The following is a 20803-nucleotide window of genomic DNA, read 5'->3' as shown; positions in this document are numbered from 1 at the left end:
CCGGGTGTTCGATGAAGGCCCGAGCCTGCGCGCCGGGCAGCAGATTCACCCGGTCACACAAGCCGGCCAGATGCTCGGCCAGCACCGAATCCAATTGGCGGGCATAACCGAAAGTGAACTCCCGCAACAGCGTTCCCATCGTTGACGGGGGATACACCCGGCGGAAAAAGGGTTTTTATGCCGCCAGCGCGGACCAGGTCGACATCATCGATGTAATCCGCGCCCGCGTACATGCTCGCGATCAGGGTGGCCAGTTTCGGAGCCGGATTGGCCGACCTCGACTTGACCCTGGGAGCTGCGATGTGAATCTTGTTGGCCAACAACTCCGATAGGCCTGCCTGCTCAGCCAGCGCCATCACCGGCACCAGGCCCGCGCACGACACCAGATGTCCTCATCGAACACATCGGACCGCGGGGTGAACGTGTGGGACACTCGCGCCGGAAGTGCCGTTCTCGAACTGGACCGATTGTTGCCTGAACAATATCAATCTTCCCAGCTCAGAACGCACTTTCCTTATCCCGACACCCCGACAAACAGTCCATTGTCAGTGGATCGAGGCTAAGACCGCTCAAGTCACAGCTATCTATAGCCAACGCCGAGGTAGCGGAGCGCCACCCGCGAGATCCGCGCACCCGTGGTGGCGATGTCCGCGGAGGGAAGGACGACGTGACTCACGGTGAGCCGCACCAGAACGTCTGCGACCTCCTCGACGTCTTCGGAGTCGAGATCGGCGAAGTGGTCGTGAAACCACGCGACCAAAGCCGCGGAGGAGAGCTGGAGCAGGGACGCCGATGTCGGCAGGAGAGGAAGAACGCCCGTCGTCGGCGCACCGGCGCGATCATCCCCTGAGTGGCTGGACGTCAGCACCGACTTCAGGAGCGGACTGGCTTCTGCTTCACGCAGGGTGAACCGCACCGCTGCGGTGATGCCGCCCTGAACGTCGCCGGTGTGTTCGGCGAGGATGGCGTGGATACCCTCCAGGAAGCGCTGACCCTCGGCCACCACGAGCGCGTCACCAAGTCCCTGCTTATCGCCGAACTCCTTGTATAGCGTCGGTCGGGAGACGCCGACAAGTTCGGCGACCTCACTCACTCGGACTTGTTCCCAGCCCTTCTCAATGGTGAGTTCCCGTGTCGCCCTCAAGACCTGCTCGCGGATATGTCGGCGAAACGACATCCGCGCCGAATCAGTTGGCATACGAGCAGAATAGGTGGCGAACTGGGATCTCCCGCGCAGCCCGACGACTGGCGTCAAACGGTACGGTCGAGAAAGTCGACGACCGCCGTCGAGAATGCGTCGTTGTTGTCGCCAGCAACCATGTGGCCCGCGCCCGACACGTCAACGGTTTGCGCGTGGGGAACCAAGGTGAGGAAATCCTTCACTGTCTCTTCGGAGACTATGTCCGACAGCAGGCCGCGGACCAGCAGCGCCGGCGCGGACACCTGTCGCGCGCCATCGACAAGGAATGCGCTCATCATCTCGAACTCCTCTGCGCCGTCGTCTGAATCACTCTGCAGGAACTGAAAATTCGACGTCGCAAACGCCGGATCCCATCGCCAGGCCCAGCGACCGTCTCCACGTCGGCGGAGGACTTTTTGAAGGCCGTCGACGTTTTCGGGGCGAGGGCGGTGCGGGTTGTAGGCGGCGATCACGTCAGCGGCCGACTCTAGGCTGTCGAAACCTTCGGGATGGGCCGACATGAACGATAGGACTCGGCGGGCGCCGTGCATCTGCATTCGCGGAGTGATGTCAACCAGGACGACGGCCTGCCATAGCTCCGATGGGGCGAGCAAGTGCGTGCCGAGGATGGTCAAACCGCCCAACGATGCCCCGATCGCGGCAACTGGGCGGGCGGAGCCGGCGTACGCGCGCACGGCCAACAGGTCGGACCCCAGCCGTTCGATGTCATAGCGTCCGTCTGGATCCCAGTCGCTGTCACCATGTCCCCTTGCGTCGTAGGCGGCAACGGTGTAGCCCCGCTGATGCAATCGTTGGGCGGTGACATCCCAGGCGTGCCGGCTCTGACCACCGCCGTGAAGGAGCAACACGACCGCCCGCGGTCCGTCACAGCGGTAGAAGTCGACCGCCAGCGAGAGCCCATCCACCGTGGGCACGCGCTCGACGACAGGAGCGGACGAATCATGTGCTCTGTTTGCAGACATCAAGAGATGGCCTTCGGTGCGACGACGGTGACGGTGCCCTGCGCCGCACACACCGCTCTGCCGTCGTTGCAGATGTCGATACGTGCCACACCGCTGGTTCTGCCCAGCGAGATGATCTCAGCCGTGGCTACACAGGTTCCGCTGGAGACTGGACGAAGCAAATTCAGTTTGAACTCCGTCGTCGCGACCCAGGATCCCATCGGAATCACGGGATAAAACACCACTCCAAGGCAATGGTCGACCATGGCCGACAAGCAGCCGCCATGCAAGTTGCCGAAAGGCGTCTTCAGGTCGTCGCGTGCGTCCATCTCCGCGACGAGCCGTCCAGCAGTGAATTCAGTGTGCCGGAAGCCGAGGTAACCGGCCAGCCCGCCCGTGGTTTCTGCTGCGCTCTGCAGTTGTTCAGCGACCTGCTGGTTGAACGCGGTGAACTGCACAGACATGTCCGGCCTCCTACCTCAGCTGTGGTTGAGACATTACGCCTTGTCTGTCACATCGGTCGACAATGGTCGCTCGCCAGGATTGCGGGAAGGAGAAACCTTGAAAGAAATGTCCGGAGCCCGTCACGACTGCGCTCCCGCGGTCCTCGAACAGTCAGCAGGCTCAGTATCGTGCGGAGAACCCACTCGGCGGCGTCGTCGACGGAGACGCCCGGTTCTACGTAACTCCAGTGTCTCCTGAAGATGGGACGGAGAAACTCGGTGACGAGTTCGAAGAGTGACGTCGAGGTCCCCGCCGCGAGGCCAACGCCGGCGAGTTCCTCGTCGCTGCCGAACAACAATCCGATGATCTCTTCGCGGCGCGCGGCCTCAACTGTGTATTCCACGAAATCGACGAGAGCGGAGCCCAGATCGGTGTGCTCCGCGATCCGGGGGTTGATGCGATCGAGATAGCGCTCGGCGGCGCGAATGATGACGCCCGACATCACCGCCTCCCGATTAGGGAAGTAGCGATACACCGTTGCCCTGGAGACACCCGCTGTTCTGCCGATGTCCTCCATGGTCGTGCCTACCACGCCGCAACTCTCTAGGCACCGCTCGGCAGCATCTAGCAATCGGTCGCGAGCGGAATCACGATCTGACGGCGCGGCGGCACCCCATCGCACCAACTTCGTCGACACAACAGCCAGTATGCCGCGGGCGCACACCATTGTGGCTTGACTGCAGATATGACACCATCGCATTCGTGTCTCACAACAGCCCGTGGCCCTGAGCGAGTGATCGATTGTCGGTAGAAGCGCGTACTCCGGTGGCGGTCGGCGTAGGCGAAGTCACCCATCGCGGGGACGACGTCGTCACCGGCCTCGGTTGGTATTCGACGAAACATTCGGTCGGTGTGTGGTCGGCCACCCCTCCACCAACCGGGTGGCGACTGATCGACACGGCAGACGAACAAACTCCGATCGATTCATCGCGGCTGGCCGTCGCAGGCGTCGACGAGGCGACCGGTCGCGCGACAGTGGACGGGTACACGGTCGAATACGACCGAGACGGGCGACCTCGATGGACACCGACCATCGCGCACCTGTCCGACGGGCGAAGAGTCGTCGCACGCAGCGACGATCCGCAGATTGCCGAGGCGATGGCGGGCGAGATGTACGTTGGCAGAACGGTTTGCCTCCGAAACACAGGGTCGTCCACGGGATTCGAGCTTCCATGATCGCCGAGGCCATGGTGTTGACCGGACCGCGGAATCTGGAGCGGCGCCAGATGACCATCCCCGACGTCGGTGACCGCGGTGCGATCCTGCGAGTTGAAGCATGTGGTCTATGCGGTACAGATCACGAACAATTCACCGGACACCTGCCTGCCGGCTTCTCATTCGTTCCAGGTCACGAAATCGTCGGCATCGTCGAACATGTCGGCAATGCGGCCAGCGAACGCTGGTGCGTCCGGGCCGGCCAGCGCGTGGCCGTCGAGGTGTTCCGGTCCTGCCGAGACTGCCCGGAGTGTCGCCGCGGCGAATACCGGCGATGTGCGGTGAACGGCATCGCCACCATGTTCGGGTTCGTCGACGTGGAGATCGGCGCCGGGTTATGGGGCGGATACGCCACCCATGTGGAGCTTCCGTGGGACGCGATGCTACTCCCGATTGCCGAAGACATGGACCCCGTTCTCGCCACGTTGTTCAACCCTCTCGGGGCCGGTATCCAATGGGGGAAAACTCTTCCCGACACCAAGGCGGGGGGTATCGTAGCGATACTGGGACCGGGCATCCGCGGGATCTGCGCGGCGGTGGCGGCGAAAGAGGCGGGAGCCGCTTTCGTCGCGATGACCGGCATCGGTCCACGCGACGATCAGCGACTGGCCATAGCCAGATCATTCGGTGTCGACCTGCCCATCGACGTATCGCAGGACGATGCAGTGACAGCGCTCCAGCGTGAGACAGGCGGACAGCTTGCCGACGTGGTCATCGATGTCACCGCCAAAGCACCCTCCGCGTTCGCCGACGCCGTCGCCCTTGCCAGGCCTGGCGGCAGGGTCGTGGTTGCTGGCACCCGCGGCGGAGGCGGCGCGCCCGGCTTTGAACCAGACACGCTGGTGTATAAGGAATTACACATCGCCGGTGCACTCGGCGTGGAGTATCCCGCCTACCGGGCAGCCCTCGAGATTCTGGCCACGCGCCGCTGGCCGTTCGACCGGATCACAAGAGAATCAACCGGATTCGCTGGTCTCGCGCCGCTGCTCAGTTCGCTTGCAGATGAAAATGCCAAATCGAGTGCGGCCCTGCACAACGTCTTCGTGCCCACGCCCTCACAGCATGCGGAGCTTCAACAGAGGAAGGTCACACGTGACGAGAACGGAACGCGTACCGATGCTCGACCTTGAGCAGGCCCGGCTGCGGGCTGCCGAGTGTGGGCTGCCCGCAGAGATGGCAGAACTGTCAGTATTTCGCGTGGCACTTCACCAGCCGAGCCTCGCAGTGGCCCTGTACGGAATGCTTGAGGCGCTGCTATTTAACGGTGTGCTCGACGCCCGGCTACGCGAATTGATCATCATGCGCATCGGCTGGGTAACGGGGTCGGTATATGAGTGGACACAGCATTGGCGAATCGCGACGCTGCTCGGTGTGGCTTCGGATGACCTTCTGGCGGTGCGTGACTGGCAGAGTTCCAATCGTCTGGGCCATGCCGAGCGTGCGGTCCTGGCGGCGACCGATGATGTGGTACGTGACGGGGTCATTGCCGAGGAAAACTGGGCCGCGTGCCACAAGGCATTCAATGGCGATCACGCGGTTTTGGTCGAACTTGTCGGAGCGATCGCCAATTGGCGGCTCTTTTCGATCCTGCTTCGATCCTTGAATATTCCGCTTGAGTCGGGTACCGACTCCTGGCCGCCCGATGGGCGAGCCCCTCGACGTGACGATTGAGTAAAAACGGTTGTTCAGCAATCGCACCCAAGTTGAAGCTCGGTTACCCCTTATGTTCCTAGTCAGTTGTGGGCTATTGAATTTCAAACGGGTAGTTGTGATTTCGGTCTCTTAGCCACGGTCTCGGGGTAATGCCACCAACTGGACATGTGGAGCCAACTGTTCTGGGACGCCTACACCAGCTTGAAGCACGCTCCGTCATACGAATACGATCCAAGGGATGTCGAGGTTCTTCGCGACTCAGGCCAACTGTTACTACTGGGAGAGTCGTTCAATCGGGTCGCTGGCAACAGAACGCCAATGAAGGCGATCGTCGGCAGTCACCGCACACAGCACCTCACGCAGAGAATTCAAGAGCCCGCTGCTGCAAGCTAGACCCGGCGTCCGACACCGAGGCGCTGCCGTCTTCATACAGCTGACCACGAACGCCAGCCGCGCCGAAGTCCCACCGGGGACGGCAAACACCTTCCGCCGCAACACCTTCGGATGCAGCTTGGACGGAAGGCCACCAGCCACCATAATATCGACCGTCTCGGCGTCGCCAGCACCGCGGACGAATCGGTGTACCGGCCCGTTGCCACCTCGCCTCCGGCTTGCGCGGGTCAATCTCTCAGGTCGTCGTTGCCACACTCAGAAGTGACATGTACAAATCACGGTTCAGCGAGTGTACAGTTCACGGTGTGGAGGTATCCGTGACCGAGTTGCGCGCGCACCTTAGCGATTGGCTCGATCGAGTTCGGGCTGGTGATGAGGTCGTCATCACCGACCGCGGGATTCCGGTCGCGCGACTCGCTGCGCTGGACAGCGCAGGCACCTTGGAGCGTCTCACGGCCGAAGGCGTGATTGCCAGGGCCACCGCGCAGCGGCCCGTCGCTGCGGGACGGTCCCGGCCCCGACCGCGGCGGCCGGTGTCTGACCAGGTCAGCGACCAGCGGCGCTGACCGGTGCCGCTCGTCTACTTCGACGCCAGCGCCTTCGTTAAACTTCTCACCACCGAGACAGGAAGCTCGCTGGCATCCGCGCTGTGGGACGGCTGCGACGCCGCATTGTCCAGCCGCCTGGCCTACCCCGAAGTCCGCGCCGCACTCGCTGCAGCAGCCCGCAATCACGACCTAACCGAATCCGAGCTCGCCGACGCCGAGCGTGACTGGGAGGACTTCTGGGCCGCCACCCGCCCAATCGAACTCACCGCCACGGTTGAACAGCACGCCGGCCGCCTCGCCCGCGCCCATGCCTTGCGCGAAGCCGACGCTGTCCATCTGGCCAGCGCGTTGGCAGTCGGCGAACCCGGCCTGATCGTCGCCGTTTGGGACCGACGCCTGCACGCCGGAGCCCAAGCCGCCGGGTGCCGACTCGCCCCCGCCCAACTCGACCCCTAATCCGACCGCTCGACGTCAGAGGTGGGTCGACCCCGGCATGGATGACGATCAGGTACCGATTCGCCAGGTCAGAACCCGTGTCGTAAGTGGCCAAGTCCCCCCTCGGACACGCGACTGAGGCGAGCGAAGTGAATCGCAGCCAACTGATCACACCAGCACCTGCCGCGGCATCACGGTCGGCTTGATCCCGTAGCGCGGACTGGCGCCGTAGCCGCCCCGCCCGGCCGAGGCGTAGGCCGGCATCCCGGCGGCCACGTTGGTCACCCCGGCGCCCTCCTCCACCGGCACCGTCCAGCCCGAACCGGCCACCGGCGCGGTGGACGCGGCGAGCGCGGCCGGGGTGGCCGCTGACCACGCGGTTGGCACCGATAGCTTGCCGACCGTCGCCGCCTGGCCGACAACCGAGGACACCGACGCAGCAGTCGCGCCACCGGAACCCAGACCCGCGGCCATCTGGGCCGGCCCGATACCGATGGCGCCCAGATCCGGCAGGAAGTGGCTGCTGATCAAGCCCGCGTCGAAGGTGTGCGAGTACAGCACCGCGGTGACGATGGCGTTGAAACCGTTCCATGCCGCCATGTCGATAATGCCGTTGGGGATGCTCTGCACCAGGGGGTCGCTGAAGAAATCGCCGACGGGTGACGCCGGCGCCGCCGCCGCCGGATTAGCCAGTGCCTGAACAGCATTCGGTGTACTGGACACCAGCGCGGGTAGCGAGGTGCCAGCGGCCTGACTACCCGCTTCGCTCTGCGCACCGAGGGCACCCGGGCCGGCTACCAGCGTCGGTGCGGTCAGCGGGTCCAGCCGGGCGGCCAGCGCCGACGATGCGGCGTAGCCGTACATCGCGGCGGCGTCCTGGGCCCACATCTCGCTGTAGAGCGCTTCGTTGGCCGCGATCGCCGGCGTGTTCTGACCAAGGATGTTGGTGGCGACGAGCGCCGCGAGCTGGGCGCGGTTGGCCGCGACGACCGCCGGAGGCACCGTCATCGCATACGCAGTCTCGTAGGCGGCCGCCGACGCCATCGCCTGGTCGCCCGCGTGTTGCAGCGACGCCGCGGTGGTCTGCAGCCACTGCACATACGGGGTGGCGGCGGCGGCCATCGCCGCCGAGGACGGGCCACGCCATTCGTCGTCGGTCAGCGTCGAGATCACCGACTCCGCGGCCGTCGCCGTGCTGCTCAGTTCGGCGGCGAGATTGCTGTAGGCCGCGGCGGCGGCCATCATCGGCGCCGCTCCCGGGCCGGTGTACATACGGGTCGAATTGATCTCCGGGGGCAGCGCGCCAAAATCAAAAGCCATCTGTCGGTCCTTTTCTGGTGAAAGTGAATGGGGATTCAGACAACGGTCGGTTTGGGCATCACCATCGGTTTGAGGCCGTAACGCGGCGCCCCGAACCCGGTACTTGAACGCCCGACCGACGCGATGGAGGGCAGGCCGGCGGGCACCGTCGTCATCGGCGCGGAGTTCACCGCGGCACCGGTCCAGCCCGCGCCCGTCAGCGTTGCCGGCGTGACTCCGGCCGCAGGCGCGCCCGCCGCCGCCCAACTCGGCGGCACCGACATCCCGCCGATCGACGCGGCGCCGCCGAGGCTTGCGCCCGCCGGCGGCCCAGCCACGGGCGGTGCCGTCACCGCGGGCGCCGCGCCGGCGCCCAGCGGCGGGAGGTCGGCCATCTCGGGATACCAGCCCACCGAACCCGGCAGGAACTGTCCCTGGCCGAACGCGATGAAGTTCGACGCCGCGGCGCCGACGTTCTGGAACCAATTGAACGGGGTCGCGATGATGGCGCCGTCGGACGTCGTCGGGGCCGCCGGGCTGGCGGCTGCCGCGGATGCCGCGCTGGTCGCGTCGGACAGCGATTGCGAGCCGGCCGCGCTCTGGTTGGCCGCTTCGGTCTCGCCGTACGCGTTCGCATTGGATCCGAGGGTGTTGACCAGCTGTTGATGCACGGCTTTGGCTTGCGCGCTGACCTGCTGATACCAGGAGCCGTAGGCGGCGAACTGTGCGGCCTGTAGCGCGGACACCTCGTCGGCGGCGGCCGGCACGACGCTGGTCGTCGGTGGCGCGGCGGCAGCATCCTCCGCGGCCAATGCCGTCCCGAGGTGTTGCAGTGCACCCGCCGCGGCCATCAAGGCGGCGGGGTACGTGGTCACGAAAGACATGGGGTTCTCCTAACGACAGGACCGACCGGTTCGGGCGTCGGCCGGCGGTGGGTGACCTGTTCATTAAGCGCGCCTGCTCACGCGGGAACCAGGATTTCCGACAATGTCCCGGAAATACGCCGGTAATCCAGATTTAACGAGCGCACCGTACTGGCGCCCAGTTGCTCTCCGCCCGACTCGCCCCGTGCCCGGACCGCCCGGCAACAGGAAGAGTCAGTAGGCTTCTGTAGTTGCGAGCACAGTTTCCGGAGTGCGACTGATGAACCGACGGCGTGGCTTTCTGCGGCGGACGCCGACCCGCGAGTTCCGCGACCGCCGCGAAGCCGGTCGCGTACTGGCCGACGCGCTGGCGTCCTACCGCGCCCAACCCGACCTGGTCGTCCTCGGACTGGCTCGCGGCGGTGTCCCGGTCGGGTGGGAGGTCGCCGCGGCGCTGGGCGCGGAACTCGACGTGTTCCTGGTACGCAAGCTCGGAGTGCCCTACCAACCCGAACTGGCCATGGGCGCATTGGCCAGCGGCGGGCGGGTGGTGATGAACGAGGACGTGGTGGAGCAGTTGGGTATCACCGAACAGCAGGTGCGCTCAGTCATCGACGCCGAGACCACCGAGTTGAGGCGGCGCGAAGGGGCGTATCGGGGCGAGCGACCGGCTGTCGACCCACGCGGCAAGATCGTGATCCTGGTCGACGACGGGATCGCCACCGGCGCCAGCATGCTGGCGGCGGTGCGGGCGGTGCGCGCCGCCGGACCGCAGGCGGTCGTGGTCGCGGTTCCGGTCGGACCGCTCTCGGCGTGCCGGGTCCTGGAGCGCGAAGCCGACGACGTGGTGTGCGCGACCATGCCCGCGGACTTCAGCGCCGTCGGACAGGTCTACGCCGACTTCCACCAGGTCAGCGACGACGAGGTACGGGAGCTGTTGACGACGCCGCCGGGGTGATCGGTCCCCTACTTGGAGCTTTCGGAAGTCTCCTCGTCGGCCTCGTCCGGATAGTCGACGGCCTCCTCGGCGCCCTCGTCGGGCTCGTCCTCCTCGGCGTCCTCGTCGTCGTCGGTGTCGGCGTCGGCGTCACGCTGCTGGCGTTCCCGCACCGCGTCGACGATCAGCAGGATCACGCCCAGCACGCTGGCGGCGATACACACCCACGCCACCAGTTCGTTGCTGGTCACCACCGCGAACACCAGCGCGACGAGACCGATCAGGGCTAATACGAGCGCAATGATCAGCATTGGTCATCCTCCAACCGGCCGAGTGCCGGCGCGCGTTCAGGCGAAGGCTAGTTGTTGCCGCGGTTGAACTGGTCGAACCCACCGGCGTCGGCGCTGGAATCCACCGGAGCCGCCGAACCACGCTGGCCGAGCTCCTCGAGCTGGGATTCCAGGTAGGTCTTCAACCGGGTCCGGTACTCGCGTTCGAACGTCCGGAGCTGCTCGAGGCGGCCTTCCAGCACGGTGCGCTGCTGGTTGATGGTGCCCATGATCTCGGAATGCTTGCGTTCGGCGTCGGCCTGCAGAGCGTCAGCCTTTTCCTGCGCCTGGCGCAACTGGCTCTCGGAGCGCGAGGTGGCGTCGGCCAGCATCGCGTCGGCACGCTGACGCGCCTCGGCAACCGTGGTCTCGGCGGTGTGCCGCGCCTCGCTGAGGATCTGGTCGGCGTTGGTGCGCGCATCGGACAGCAATTTGTCCGACTCCGCCTTGGCGGTGCTGGTCAGCCGGTCGGCAGTGTCCTGGGCCAGGCTCAACACGCGGGCCGCCTTGAGGGCCTGCTCCTCGTTGGACGAGGTAGACGGGGCCGGTGCCGCCACCGGGGCCGGTTTGGCGGGCTCGGGTTCGGGCTCGAATGCCGGGATCGGCTGGGCGACCGTCGGGGCCGCCGCGGCTCCCCCGCCACCGGCGGCCAGCTCCTGATCGAGTTCGGCGATCCGCTGCCGCAGATCGGCGTTCTCGTCGATCAGCCGGGTCAGCTCGTTCTCCACCAGGTCAAGGAAGGCATCGACCTCGTCCTCGTTGTACCCGCGCTTGCCGATGGGCGGCTTACTGAACGCCACATTGTGGACGTCGGCAGGTGTAAGCGGCATTCTTTGTCCCCTCGAGTTCCTGGACGGTCAAACAATCTGGAAAGTGTAGAACGATGCGGTAGCCGTCGCGCAACTGCCGTCCATCCTGTCACACCAGACTCGGCGGTTGCCGATTGGAGTAATAAATAAGGACAGATTTCAATCTCTTTAGAGCTCTGCAGCCAATAAAACACATTCCTTAGATTTCAAAAAACACACGTCAAAGTTGACGCCGAATCGTGGCCGAACCGTCTTCAAATCAGATTCCAACCGAGATGGCGGCGCCCTAGACGGCAGCGCTGAAAGCCAGTTGCATGCCGATGAAGGCGATCAGCAGGAGCACCAGGATGGACAGGTCCAGACGGACGGCGCCGATGGTGATCGGCGGGATCAGCCGGCGCAGCAGCTTCACCGGAGGATCGGTGATCGACATGATGATCTCGAGGATCACCACGGTGATGCCCGTGGGGCGCCAGTCCCGGCTGAACGAGCGGATCCACTCGACGACGACCCGAGCGATCAGCAGCAGCCAGAAGACGAAGAGGGTGAATCCAAGGATCTGAAAGAACAGCGCCAACGAGTGCCCGACCTTATCGATGAGGATGTCTGTCGCCGCCGGCATAGCGGCGACCGCAAGCCTACCGACCTGTCCGTGCCGCACACATCTCGTGGCGGACCGGCATGCGCACAGCCCGCTCGGTCCACTGGGAACCTAACGGGCTGTGTGGCAGCGACTACGCGTTATTGGTAAGCGTAGAAACCGGTTTCGGCGATCCGGCGACGCTCTTCGGGCGACACGTCGACGTCCGCCGGCGACAGCAAGAACACCTTGGTGGCGACCTTGTCGAACGAGCCGCGCAGCGCGAACGCCAGGCCGGCGGCGAAGTCGACCAAGCGCTTGGCGTCGGCGTTGTCCATCGACACCAGGTCCATGATCACCGGCGTGCCGTCGCGGAAACGTTCGCCGATGGTGCGCGCCTCGCTGTAGTCCTTGGGCCGCAGCGTGGTGATCTTCGACAGCGGGTGGCCTTCTTCGAACATCATCGCCATCCGGCGCGGGTCCATCGCCAACGCACCGCGGGTGGCGCCACCGCGCCCCAGCCACGACCCCAGTCGGGGCCGGCTCATGTCGGGCCGTTCGAACCCGCCGGTGGGGAAGCGCGGTTCGTCGGGGTAGCCGCCGCGGTAGCTGCTCGGCGGCGGGTAGTCGGCCGGCTCGCCGCGCAACTCGGCGCGGGGGTCGCGGCGCGGGTCGTCATAATCGCGATCCCGACTTTCATAACGTCCGTATTCGTCGTCGAATCGGGGCCGCGAATAACCGCGGGAGGGTGCGCGGTCGTCGTAGTACTCGTCGTCGTATTCCTCCATCGGAGCCATACCGAAGTAGGCCTTGACCTTGTGCAGTGTGCTCATCTTGCGGCCCCTTCTAGCTTGGGATCTTTGTTATCTGTGATGAAGGTGTTACTTCTGTGACTATTCACGGTGACCGTAACCGCCGTTGCCCCATTAGCGCGGTACCGACACGCACACACGTCGAACCATGTTTCACGGCGACTTCGAGGTCCCCGGACATGCCGGCGGACAGCCCGACCGCCTTCGGAAACCCCTCCAGCACCCGCTGATGCTCGGATTGGAGCCGGTCAAAGGCCTGTTCGGGTTCCCATTCCAGCGGTGGGATGCCCATCAACCCGACCAGTTCCAAGCTCTGCGCGCTGTCCACCTGAGCACAGATCCGGTCCACCTCGTCCGGTGCGTCGACGTCCACGCCGCCGCGCGACACGTCCCCGTCCAGACTGATCTGGACATAGATGCGCAGCGGATTGTCGCGCCGGCGATCGGCCAGCGCGCCCGTCACCGCCCGGTCGAGCGCGGTCACCAACTGCGGGCTGTCGATCGAGTGCGCGGTATGCGCCCAGCGCGCCAATGACCGAGCTTTCTTGCGCTGAATCTGGCCGACCATGTGCCACTGCAAATCACGGGATCCGCCGTGTTGTTCGGCGGCCGCCAGCAATCGCGTGACTTCAGTCACCTTCGCCGACGCTTCCTGTTCGCGCGATTCGCCAACGGCCCGACAACCTAATCGGGACAAAATCGCGACGTCGGTTGCTGGGAAGAATTTGGTAATTGGCAACAGCTCAATTTCTGCGACATTGCGACCGGCCGCATCCGCCGCCGCGGCCAACCGTGATCGCACCGCCGCCAACGCCAACGTCAATTCCGTTTGACGGTCGCCTTCGTGTCCCCGCGCGGGGATCTCGGTGGCCATCGGCGTCATTCCATCCAGACCAACGACGCCAACCGACCGGTCGGCGCGCCGCGCCGGTGGCTGAACAGCGTCGTGTCGGCGATGGTGCAACGCGGGTCGACGTCGATGGACGTCACTCCCAAATCGCGTAGCTGACAAGCGATTCCGGCCCGCAAGTCCAGGCCGGGCGTGCCCGCGGCGGTGGTGGTGCGGCTGCCCGGCAGCGTCGCTTCGACCTCGTCGGCCATCGCGGCGGGTACTTCGTAGCGACTGCCGCCGGCCGCCGGGCCCAGCAACACGGAGATGTCGGCGGGCTGCGCGCCCAGGCCCACCATTGCCTCTACCGCGCGGATCACCACCCCGTGCTGCGCGCCGACCCGACCGGCGTGCACCGCGCCGACGACACCGGCCCGCGCGTCGGCCAGCAGCACCGGCACACAGTCGGCGGTCAGCACGACCAACGCCAATCTCGCCGTGGCCGTTACCAACCCGTCGGTGTCGGCGACGGCTGCCTCACGGGGTTTCTCGACCACCTCCACCCGGACTCCATGCACCTGGTTCATCCAGACCAGCCGTCGCTCCGGCAGTCCCAGGACCGCGGCGAGCCGGGACCGGTTGGCCGCGACGGCGCCGGGATCGTCACCGACATGGTCACCGAGGTTGAAGGTGTCGTAAGGCGGCTTGGACACACCGCCCGCCCGGGTGGTGGTCACCCGGCGGATACGGATGCTCACGTCCTGAGTATCCGTAATCCGTTGCCCCCCAGAGCGCGTCGACACGTGGCCATCATGTTTCGAGGCTGGCTTGTCGCGCAGTGGCAAGCAAATCGAGACCTCAGCGGCGCATGAAGGGCGGCACGTCGACGTCATCGTCGTCGCCACCGATGCTCAGCGTCGCGCCGTTGGTGTGCACCGGGACGCTGACCGCGTCGACCGGCTCGAACAACGTCGAGGTGAGCTTGCCCGCCTTGGCGGTCTCGATGCGATGGGCGCCACCGGTTTCGGTGCCGGTGACGGGCTTGCGGCCCGGTCCGGCGTCGAAGCCCGCCGCGATCACGGTGACGCGCACCTCGTCGCCCAGCGAGTCGTCGATCACGGTGCCGAAGATGATGTTGGCGTCCTGGTGCGCGGCGTCCTGCACCAACGATGCGGCCTCGTTGATCTCGAACAGGCCGAGGTCGCTGCCGCCGGCGATCGACATCAGCACACCCTGCGCGCCTTCCATCGACGCCTCCAGCAGCGGCGAGTTGATCGCGATCTCGGCGGCCTTGAGCGAGCGGCCTTCGCCGCGCGCCGAGCCGATGCCCATCAACGCGGTGCCGGCGCCGGACATGATGCCCTTGACGTCGGCGAAGTCGACGTTGATCAGACCGGGGGTGGTGATCAGGTCGGTGATGCCCTGCACGCCGTTGAGCAGCACCTCGTCGGCGCTGCGGAAGGCGTCCATCAGCGACACCGCCGCGTCACCCATCTGCAGCAGGCGGTCGTTGGGGATCACGATCAGCGTGTCGCAGCTCTCGCGCAGGGCCGCGATTCCGTTCTCGGCCTGGTTGCTGCGCCGCTTGCCTTCGAAGGAGAACGGCCGGGTGACCACGCCGACGGTCAACGCGCCGAGTTTGCGGGCGATGTTGGCGACGACGGGTGCGCCACCGGTGCCGGTGCCGCCGCCCTCGCCGGCGGTGACGAACACCATGTCGGCGCCGCGCAACAGCTCTTCTATCTCTTCTTTGGCGTCCTCGGCGGCCTTCTTGCCGACCTCCGGGTCGGCGCCGGCGCCCAGTCCGCGCGTCGAGTCGCGGCCCACGTCGAGCTTTACGTCGGCGTCACTCATCAACAACGCCTGCGCGTCGGTGTTGATCGCGATGAACTCCACGCCTTTGAGGCCTTGCTCGATCATCCGGTTGACGGCGTTGACGCCGCCGCCACCGATGCCCACGACCTTGATGACGGCCAGATAGTTGTGTGGGGGGGTCATCATTCGTCTTCCTCCCTGAGGGCTCAGTTCCCCTATGTCGTCCTGCGGTGTGTCTCCTTGCAAAACCCTCAACCTCAACCATAGAGTTAGAGTTATGTCAAGTAGTTCCGCGTAACCAGAACCGTATGGGTACGACGGGCGCTAACCCCGCAGGCGCGCCGACGCGCCGCGCGTGAATTTTCCTATGCGCCGAGTGTTGCGCTGGCGTGACGCTCGGCGTCGGCGGCCACGCTAGCGTGACGCTCGCGGAACGCAGGACCGCCGACGCACACTCGACGCGGGAGAAGACCGCGCTACTTGACCGTCGGCAGGTCCGGGCTGGACACGTCGTAGGTGCGGCCAGGCTGAGTCAGCAGCGCCGCGAGCTTTTCGGCCTTCTCCTCCGCGCGGTCGGTGGTCCCCCAGATCACCACCCGGCCGTCGGACAACGTCAGCGTGATCGAGGACACCGACGGCGCGGCAACCCGCCCGACCTGCGAGGCGACCTCGGGACGCAATGCCAGCAGCACCTTGAGCGCGGCCAGCGTCGCCGGATCGGTCGGCCCCGGATTCTCCACCTCGATGTAGGGCAGCGCCGGTGGCGGCGGATCGTTCGCGAAGTCCACCCCGTCGCGGTCAAACAGATGCGGCCCGTCCGGGAAGTCTTTGACCACCACCGGGACCCGCTCGACGATGGTGATCCGCAGCGCCGACGGATACTCCCGCTGCACCCGGGCGCTGGCCACGCGCCGGATCGCCGCCACCCGGTCGGCGACCTGACTGGTGTTGATCTGCAGCAACGGCGTGCCGACCCGCACCTGCGCCGCCTCCAGCACGTCCTCGCGGGTCACCACACCGGTCCCGGTGACGACGATGTTGCGGGCCGACATCGCCGGCGTGAAATAGAGGATCAAACCCAACCCCACGCCGACCACCACCAGGATCACCGTGGCAAGCAGCATCTTCAGGCCCCGGACGACGCCGCGCGCCACGGGTTTCGGTTCGGGCAGGACCGCGCCGCGGGCGCGGCGCTTGGCTTCGCGGCGGGCTTGCTCGATGGCGGTGGCGCGGGCCTGGGCGGCGCGCCGCTCGGCGCGTTCCCGGCGGGCGCGCCGCCGCGGCCCCTCGAAGTCCTCTTCCTCGGCGGGGTCCGTGCCGGCCGGGGCGTCGGTGGCGATCGGCTCGGTAGCCGCTTCGCCGGCGTCTGCCTGGTCGGGAACCGGTTCGGCCGGTCGGGCCTCGGGTTCGCTCACTGCAAAACCCCCGGGCGTCCGGGTGCGCTGCGGTTGGCGCGCGCCCGCAACGCGTCGACGATCTCGGGTCCCAGCAGCGTCACGTCGCCGGCGCCCATGGTGACGATGACGTCACCGGGTCCGGCGGCAGCGGCCACCTCCTCGGCCACCGCCGAGAGATCCGGCACATAACGCACCGGTGCGCTCACATGCTCGGCGACACTCGCGCCGCTCACCCCGGGCAGCGGCTGCTCGCGGGCGCCGTAGACGTCGAGCACGAACACCTGGTCCGCCGCGTCCAGCGCGTGACCGAACTCCTTCGCGAAAGCCTTTGTCCGAGAATATAAATGGGGCTGAAACACCACCATCGCACGACCACTTCCGCGCTGCTGCACCACCGAGCGCACGGCGGCCAGCGTCGCCGCGATCTCGGTCGGATGGTGCGCGTAGTCGTCGAACACCCGGATCGAGTCGGCGGTTCCGACCAACTCGAACCGGCGCCGCACACCTTCGAAACCGGCCAGGCCGTCGAGCACCTCGTCGACCGGCGCCCCGATCTCGATCGCCGCCAGCAGCGCCCCCAGCGCATTGAGCGCCATGTGGCGGCCCGGCACCGACAACCGCATCACCCGTGGCCGGGAATCGGGATCGATTTCGTCAGCCAACTGGATGTGGGCGACCGCCTCGGTGCCCGATTGCTCCCAGGACAGCAACGTCGCTGCCAACGGCGCGTCGACGGCACCCGACGACCCGTAGCGCAGCACCCGGATACCCAGCTCGGCGGTGCGCTGCGCCAGCGCGGCGGCACCCGGGTCGTCGGTGCATACCACCAGCGCACCGCCGGGCGCCAGCCGCTCGACGAAGGAATCGAACACCCCGATGTAGGCCTCGGTGCTGCCGTAGAAGTCCAGGTGGTCGGACTCGATGTTGGTGACGACGGCAACGTTGGGCGTGTATTCGAGCAGCGAGCCGTCGCTTTCGTCGGCCTCGGCCACGAACAGGTCGCCGCTGCCGTGATGGGCGTTGGTGCCGGCCTCCCCCAACTCCCCCCCGACCGCGAACGACGGATCGCGCCCGCAGTGCTGCAACGCCACGATCAGCATCGACGTCGTCGTCGTCTTGCCGTGGGTGCCGGTGACCATCAGCGTGGTGCGCCCCGCCATCAGCTTGGCCAGTACCAGCGGCCGCAGCAGCACCGGAATGCCGCGCCGGCGGGCCTCGACGAGTTCGGGGTTGGTCTTCGGGATGGCGGCGTGGGTGGTGATGACCGCGGTGACGCCGCCGGGCAACAGATCCAGCGAGGACGCGTCGTGTCCGATCCGGATCACCGCCCCGCGGGCCCGCAGCGCATGCACGCCGCGCGACTCCTTGGCATCCGAACCCGACACCATGCCACCCCGGTCCAGCAGGATGCGGGCAATGCCCGACATGCCCGCCCCGCCGATGCCGACCATGTGCACCCGCGCCAACTCGGGCGGCAACTGCGCGGCGGTCAACGCCGTATTCCTGCCGCGCGGGCGATGTCGAGTGCCGCCTGGGCCACCTGCCGTGCCGCGTCGCGGTGCCCGACCTGGGCGGCCGCCATCGTCATCGCCGCCAGCCGGGGCGCATCGGTGAGCAGCCCGGACACCTCTCGGGCCACCAGTTCCGGCGTCAGGGCCGCGTCGGCGACGACCATCCCGCCGCCGGCGTTGACCACCGGCAGCGCGTTGAGCCGTTGCTCGCCGTTGCCGATCGGCAGCGGCACGTAGATGGCCGGCAGTCCGACAGCCGACACCTCGGCGACCGTCATCGCCCCGGACCGGCAGATCACCAGATCGGCGGCCGCGTAGGCCAGGTCCATCCGATCCAGGTAGGGCACCGCGACGTAGGGCGGTTCGCCGGCTTCGGGGGTACGCAGTTCGAGGGTGTTCTTGGGGCCGTGGGCGTGCAGTACAGACACCCCCGCGGCGGCCAGATCGGCGGCCGCACCGGACACCGCGCGATTGAGCGAGACCGCGCCCTGCGAACCGCCGAACACCAGCAGCACCCGCGCGTCGTCGGCGAATCCGAAGTGCGCGCGCGCCTGGGCCCGCAGGCCCGCACGGTCCAGCGCGGTGATGGCCGCCCGCACCGGCACCCCGACCACCTCGGCGCGACGCAGACCCGAATCCGGCACCGCGGACAGGATCCGGTCAGCCGACCGGGCGCCGACCCGGTTGGCCAGCCCGGCCCGCGCGTTGGCCTCGTGGATCACCACCGGGATCCGGCGGCGCCTCCCGACGCCACGGGCGGCGAGGTAGGCGGGCAGCGCGACGTACCCGCCGAACCCGACGACGACGTCGGCGTGCACTCGGTCGAGCACGGCGCGGGTCTCGCGGACCGCGCGCCACACCCGCGGTGGCAGCCGGGCCAGGTCACCGCTGGGTTTGCGGGGCAACGGCACCGGCGTGATCAGCTCGAGGTGATAGCCCCGTTCGGGCACCAGTCGGGTCTCCAGTCCGCGCGCGGTGCCCAGGGCGGTGATGCGGATCTGCGGGTCCAGCGCGGTCAGGGCGTCGGCGACGGCCATGGCGGGTTCCACGTGACCGGCGGTCCCGCCGCCGGCCAACACGACCGAGAACGCGGCACCGGCGGGCAGAGGACTAGCCCCTGGCCCGCCGGTCGGTTCGCTGACCTTGTCGTTCACCCGTAACGCTGACCTTCCAATGCGCGTGCGCGCCGTGTTCGGCGCTGGCCGGCGTACTGCTGGCCAGATCCATGATGCCTCTTCTGCAAGTGCGGGCTTCCCCCAGACCGGCGACCCGCCCGTTCGGCGGTGCGCGGCGCAGCCTGCCGCGGCGGGCCGGCCACGCGCCGTGTCGACGGCTTGGGTTGCGGCTGAGCGCGTTTGCGGTCGCGGAAGGACTCGAGGCGGGTCGGGACGTACGGTTCGGGCAGCGGCAGCCGCAGCAACCGGTTGACCTTGTCGTCGCGCCCCGCGCGCAGCGCGGCCACCGCTTCCGGCTCATGTCGGGCCGCGCTGGCGATGATGCCGATCTGGGTCAGGGTCGCCGCCGTCGACGTGCCGCCCGCCGAGATCAGCGGCAGCTGCAGACCGGTCACCGGCAGCAGGCCGATCACGTAGCCGATGTTGATGAAGGCCTGTCCGAGCACCCACATCGTCGTCGTCGCGGTCAGCAGCCGCAGGAACGGGTCAGCCGAGCGGCGGGCGATGCGCATCCCGGTGTAGGCGAACAGGCCGAACAGGCCGAGCAGACCCACCGCGCCGATCAGGCCCAGTTCCTCGCCGATGATCGCGAAGATGAAGTCGTTGTGGGCGTTGGGCAGGTAGTTCCATTTGGCGACACCCTGACCGAGGCCGTCGCCGAAGATGCCGCCGTGCGCCAGCGCGTATTTGGCCTGTCGGGCTTGATAACCGGAGTCCATCGGGTCGTTCTCGGGATTGAGCCAGGACTGCACCCGGTCGTTGCGGTAACCGGCGGAGACCGCCAGGATGCCGCCGGCAACGAAGATCAGCGAGAGCGAACCCAGGAACACCCGCAGCGGAAGACCGGCGTACCAGAGCAGGCCGAGCAGGATGATGCCCAGCGAGACCGTCTGACCCAGGTCGGGCTGGATGACGATCAGGGTCAGCGCCACCAGCGCGGCGGGCACCAGCGGAATCAGCATCTCGCGCAACGACGCGCGTTCCATGCGTCGGGCGGCCAGCAGGTGCGCACCCCAGATGGCGAACGCCATCTTGGTCAGCTCGGACGGCTGCATCGAGAACCCGGCGATCACGAACCAGCCGCGCGAGCCGTTGGCTTCCTTGCCGATCCCGGGAACCAGTACCAGCACCAGCAACACGATGGTGAACGCAAAGCCGGTGAACGCGATGCGCCGCATGAATCGCACCGACATCCGCAGCGCCAGGTAGCAGCCGACCAGGCCGACGCATGTCCACATGACTTGTTTGCCGAAGATGATCCAGGCCGAACCGTCGTCGTCGTAGGAACGCACGCCCGAGGCGGACAGCACCATGATCAGGCCCAGCGTGGTCAGCAATGCGGCGACGGCGATGATCAGGTGAAACGAGGTCATCGGCCGCCCGAGCCAGGCGCCGAACCGGTTGCGCGGACCGGACGGTGCCGTGGGACTTGTCGGCGCCGGGTTCGCTGCGGTCGACTCCTGCTCGGCGACGTCGGTCACGTCGGTCGCGTCGTCAGGGCTTTCGTCGTCCGTCTTGGCGTCCCGGCGCAGCAGCCGGGTCAGCGTGATACCCATG

General features: G+C 66.9%; 20 protein-coding genes and 4 pseudogenes. 6 read left to right on the top strand and 18 right to left on the bottom strand.

Translation table 11 applies throughout. The annotated features are described in order from the left end of the window. Window positions 1-7 precede the first annotated feature (7 nt). The 5 genes and pseudogenes from AC5Y47_RS15900 to AC5Y47_RS15880 form a co-directional block, all read right to left on the bottom strand. Window positions 8-433: pseudogene (locus AC5Y47_RS15900) on the bottom strand (IS1380 family transposase); the annotation flags it as partial. 147 nt (window positions 434-580) lie between these two features. Continuing rightward, entirely contained in the window at window positions 581-1159 is a 579-nt protein-coding gene (locus AC5Y47_RS15895) for a TetR/AcrR family transcriptional regulator (protein ID WP_172827193.1), read from the bottom strand. A 92-nt stretch (window positions 1160-1251) separates the two neighbouring features. After that, window positions 1252-2163 (bottom strand): alpha/beta fold hydrolase, encoded by a 912-nt coding sequence (locus AC5Y47_RS15890; RefSeq protein ID WP_012394833.1) that lies wholly within the window; start codon window positions 2161-2163, stop codon window positions 1252-1254. Continuing rightward, window positions 2163-2600: a PaaI family thioesterase gene (locus AC5Y47_RS15885; protein WP_041325313.1), complete on the bottom strand. Its 438-nt coding sequence runs from the start codon at window positions 2598-2600 to the stop codon at window positions 2163-2165. Before AC5Y47_RS15885 ends, AC5Y47_RS15890 begins: the two co-directional genes overlap by 1 nt. 53 nt (window positions 2601-2653) lie before the next feature. Continuing rightward, a complete protein-coding gene (locus tag AC5Y47_RS15880; protein ID WP_008256180.1) occupies window positions 2654-3178 on the bottom strand; it encodes a TetR/AcrR family transcriptional regulator in 525 nt (174 codons plus the stop codon). Window positions 3179-3453: 275 nt separating this feature from the next. Here AC5Y47_RS15880 and AC5Y47_RS15875 point away from each other — a divergent pair. The 5 genes and pseudogenes from AC5Y47_RS15875 to AC5Y47_RS15855 form a co-directional block, all read left to right on the top strand. Then, a pseudogene (locus AC5Y47_RS15875) lies at window positions 3454-3822 on the top strand (TLP1 C-terminal extension domain-containing protein); the annotation flags it as partial. After that, window positions 3819-4991 carry a zinc-dependent alcohol dehydrogenase gene (locus AC5Y47_RS15870; protein WP_012394837.1) on the top strand — a complete coding sequence of 391 codons (1173 nt, stop codon included), beginning with the start codon at window positions 3819-3821 and terminating at the stop codon, window positions 4989-4991. The pseudogene AC5Y47_RS15875 and the gene AC5Y47_RS15870, both read left to right, overlap by 4 nt. Beyond that, a complete protein-coding gene (locus tag AC5Y47_RS15865; RefSeq protein WP_012394838.1) occupies window positions 4954-5532 on the top strand; it encodes a carboxymuconolactone decarboxylase family protein in 579 nt (192 codons plus the stop codon). Before AC5Y47_RS15870 ends, AC5Y47_RS15865 begins: the two co-directional genes overlap by 38 nt. A gap of 486 nt (window positions 5533-6018) precedes the next feature. Then, window positions 6019-6473, top strand: a pseudogene (locus AC5Y47_RS15860) (type II toxin-antitoxin system Phd/YefM family antitoxin). 3 nt (window positions 6474-6476) lie between these two features. Then, a complete protein-coding gene (locus AC5Y47_RS15855; RefSeq protein ID WP_012394840.1) occupies window positions 6477-6911 on the top strand; it encodes a type II toxin-antitoxin system VapC family toxin in 435 nt (144 codons plus the stop codon). A 147-nt stretch (window positions 6912-7058) separates the two neighbouring features. Here AC5Y47_RS15855 and AC5Y47_RS15850 read toward each other — a convergent pair whose 3' ends face one another. Further along, complete coding sequence (locus AC5Y47_RS15850) at window positions 7059-8210, bottom strand: PPE family protein (RefSeq protein ID WP_499945039.1); 1152 nt, start codon at window positions 8208-8210, stop codon at window positions 7059-7061. Window positions 8211-8245: 35 nt separating this feature from the next. Beyond that, window positions 8246-9073, bottom strand: coding sequence for a PPE family protein, SVP subgroup (locus AC5Y47_RS15845; protein ID WP_499945037.1), 828 nt, complete (start codon window positions 9071-9073; stop codon window positions 8246-8248). A 250-nt stretch (window positions 9074-9323) separates the two neighbouring features. Here AC5Y47_RS15845 and AC5Y47_RS15840 point away from each other — a divergent pair. Further along, window positions 9324-10010, top strand: a pseudogene (locus AC5Y47_RS15840) (phosphoribosyltransferase); the annotation flags it as partial. An 8-nt stretch (window positions 10011-10018) separates the two neighbouring features. Here the strand turns inward: AC5Y47_RS15840 and AC5Y47_RS15835 are convergent. The 11 genes from AC5Y47_RS15835 to ftsW all read right to left on the bottom strand — a co-directional run bounded on the left by AC5Y47_RS15835 (window position 10019) and on the right by ftsW (window position 20802). After that, complete coding sequence (locus tag AC5Y47_RS15835; RefSeq protein ID WP_499945036.1) at window positions 10019-10300, bottom strand: hypothetical protein; 282 nt, start codon at window positions 10298-10300, stop codon at window positions 10019-10021. A 47-nt stretch (window positions 10301-10347) separates the two neighbouring features. Further along, window positions 10348-11148, bottom strand: coding sequence for a DivIVA-like cell division protein Wag31 (gene wag31, locus AC5Y47_RS15830; protein WP_499945034.1), 801 nt, complete (start codon window positions 11146-11148; stop codon window positions 10348-10350). Between the two features lie 265 nt (window positions 11149-11413). Continuing rightward, window positions 11414-11704: a YggT family protein gene (locus tag AC5Y47_RS15825; RefSeq protein WP_499945149.1), complete on the bottom strand. Its 291-nt coding sequence runs from the start codon at window positions 11702-11704 to the stop codon at window positions 11414-11416. 164 nt (window positions 11705-11868) lie between these two features. Further along, window positions 11869-12540, bottom strand: coding sequence for a cell division protein SepF (locus tag AC5Y47_RS15820; protein WP_499945032.1), 672 nt, complete (start codon window positions 12538-12540; stop codon window positions 11869-11871). Window positions 12541-12604: 64 nt separating this feature from the next. After that, window positions 12605-13402 carry a YggS family pyridoxal phosphate-dependent enzyme gene (locus AC5Y47_RS15815; protein WP_499945031.1) on the bottom strand — a complete coding sequence of 266 codons (798 nt, stop codon included), beginning with the start codon at window positions 13400-13402 and terminating at the stop codon, window positions 12605-12607. Next, window positions 13399-14106 (bottom strand): peptidoglycan editing factor PgeF, encoded by a 708-nt coding sequence (pgeF, locus tag AC5Y47_RS15810; RefSeq protein ID WP_499945030.1) that lies wholly within the window; start codon window positions 14104-14106, stop codon window positions 13399-13401. Before pgeF ends, AC5Y47_RS15815 begins: the two co-directional genes overlap by 4 nt. Window positions 14107-14206: 100 nt before the next feature. Further along, window positions 14207-15346 (bottom strand): cell division protein FtsZ, encoded by a 1140-nt coding sequence (ftsZ, locus tag AC5Y47_RS15805; protein ID WP_180919026.1) that lies wholly within the window; start codon window positions 15344-15346, stop codon window positions 14207-14209. Window positions 15347-15639: 293 nt separating this feature from the next. Beyond that, a complete protein-coding gene (locus AC5Y47_RS15800; protein WP_499945028.1) occupies window positions 15640-16578 on the bottom strand; it encodes a cell division protein FtsQ/DivIB in 939 nt (312 codons plus the stop codon). Then, complete coding sequence (murC, locus tag AC5Y47_RS15795; protein ID WP_499945027.1) at window positions 16575-18053, bottom strand: UDP-N-acetylmuramate--L-alanine ligase; 1479 nt, start codon at window positions 18051-18053, stop codon at window positions 16575-16577. The genes AC5Y47_RS15800 and murC overlap by 4 nt, the downstream gene beginning before the upstream one ends. After that, complete coding sequence (gene murG, locus AC5Y47_RS15790) at window positions 18050-19225, bottom strand: undecaprenyldiphospho-muramoylpentapeptide beta-N-acetylglucosaminyltransferase (RefSeq protein ID WP_499945025.1); 1176 nt, start codon at window positions 19223-19225, stop codon at window positions 18050-18052. The genes murC and murG overlap by 4 nt, the downstream gene beginning before the upstream one ends. Then, window positions 19222-20802 (bottom strand): putative lipid II flippase FtsW, encoded by a 1581-nt coding sequence (gene ftsW, locus AC5Y47_RS15785; RefSeq protein WP_499945024.1) that lies wholly within the window; start codon window positions 20800-20802, stop codon window positions 19222-19224. The genes murG and ftsW overlap by 4 nt, the downstream gene beginning before the upstream one ends. Between the last annotated feature and the right edge of the window lies 1 nt (window position 20803).

The sequence above is a fragment of the Mycobacterium sp. NGS22 genome (assembly GCF_059813095.1).
The sequence above is the reverse complement of the archived record's forward strand: the minus strand, read 5'-3'. Positions and strand labels throughout refer to the sequence as shown.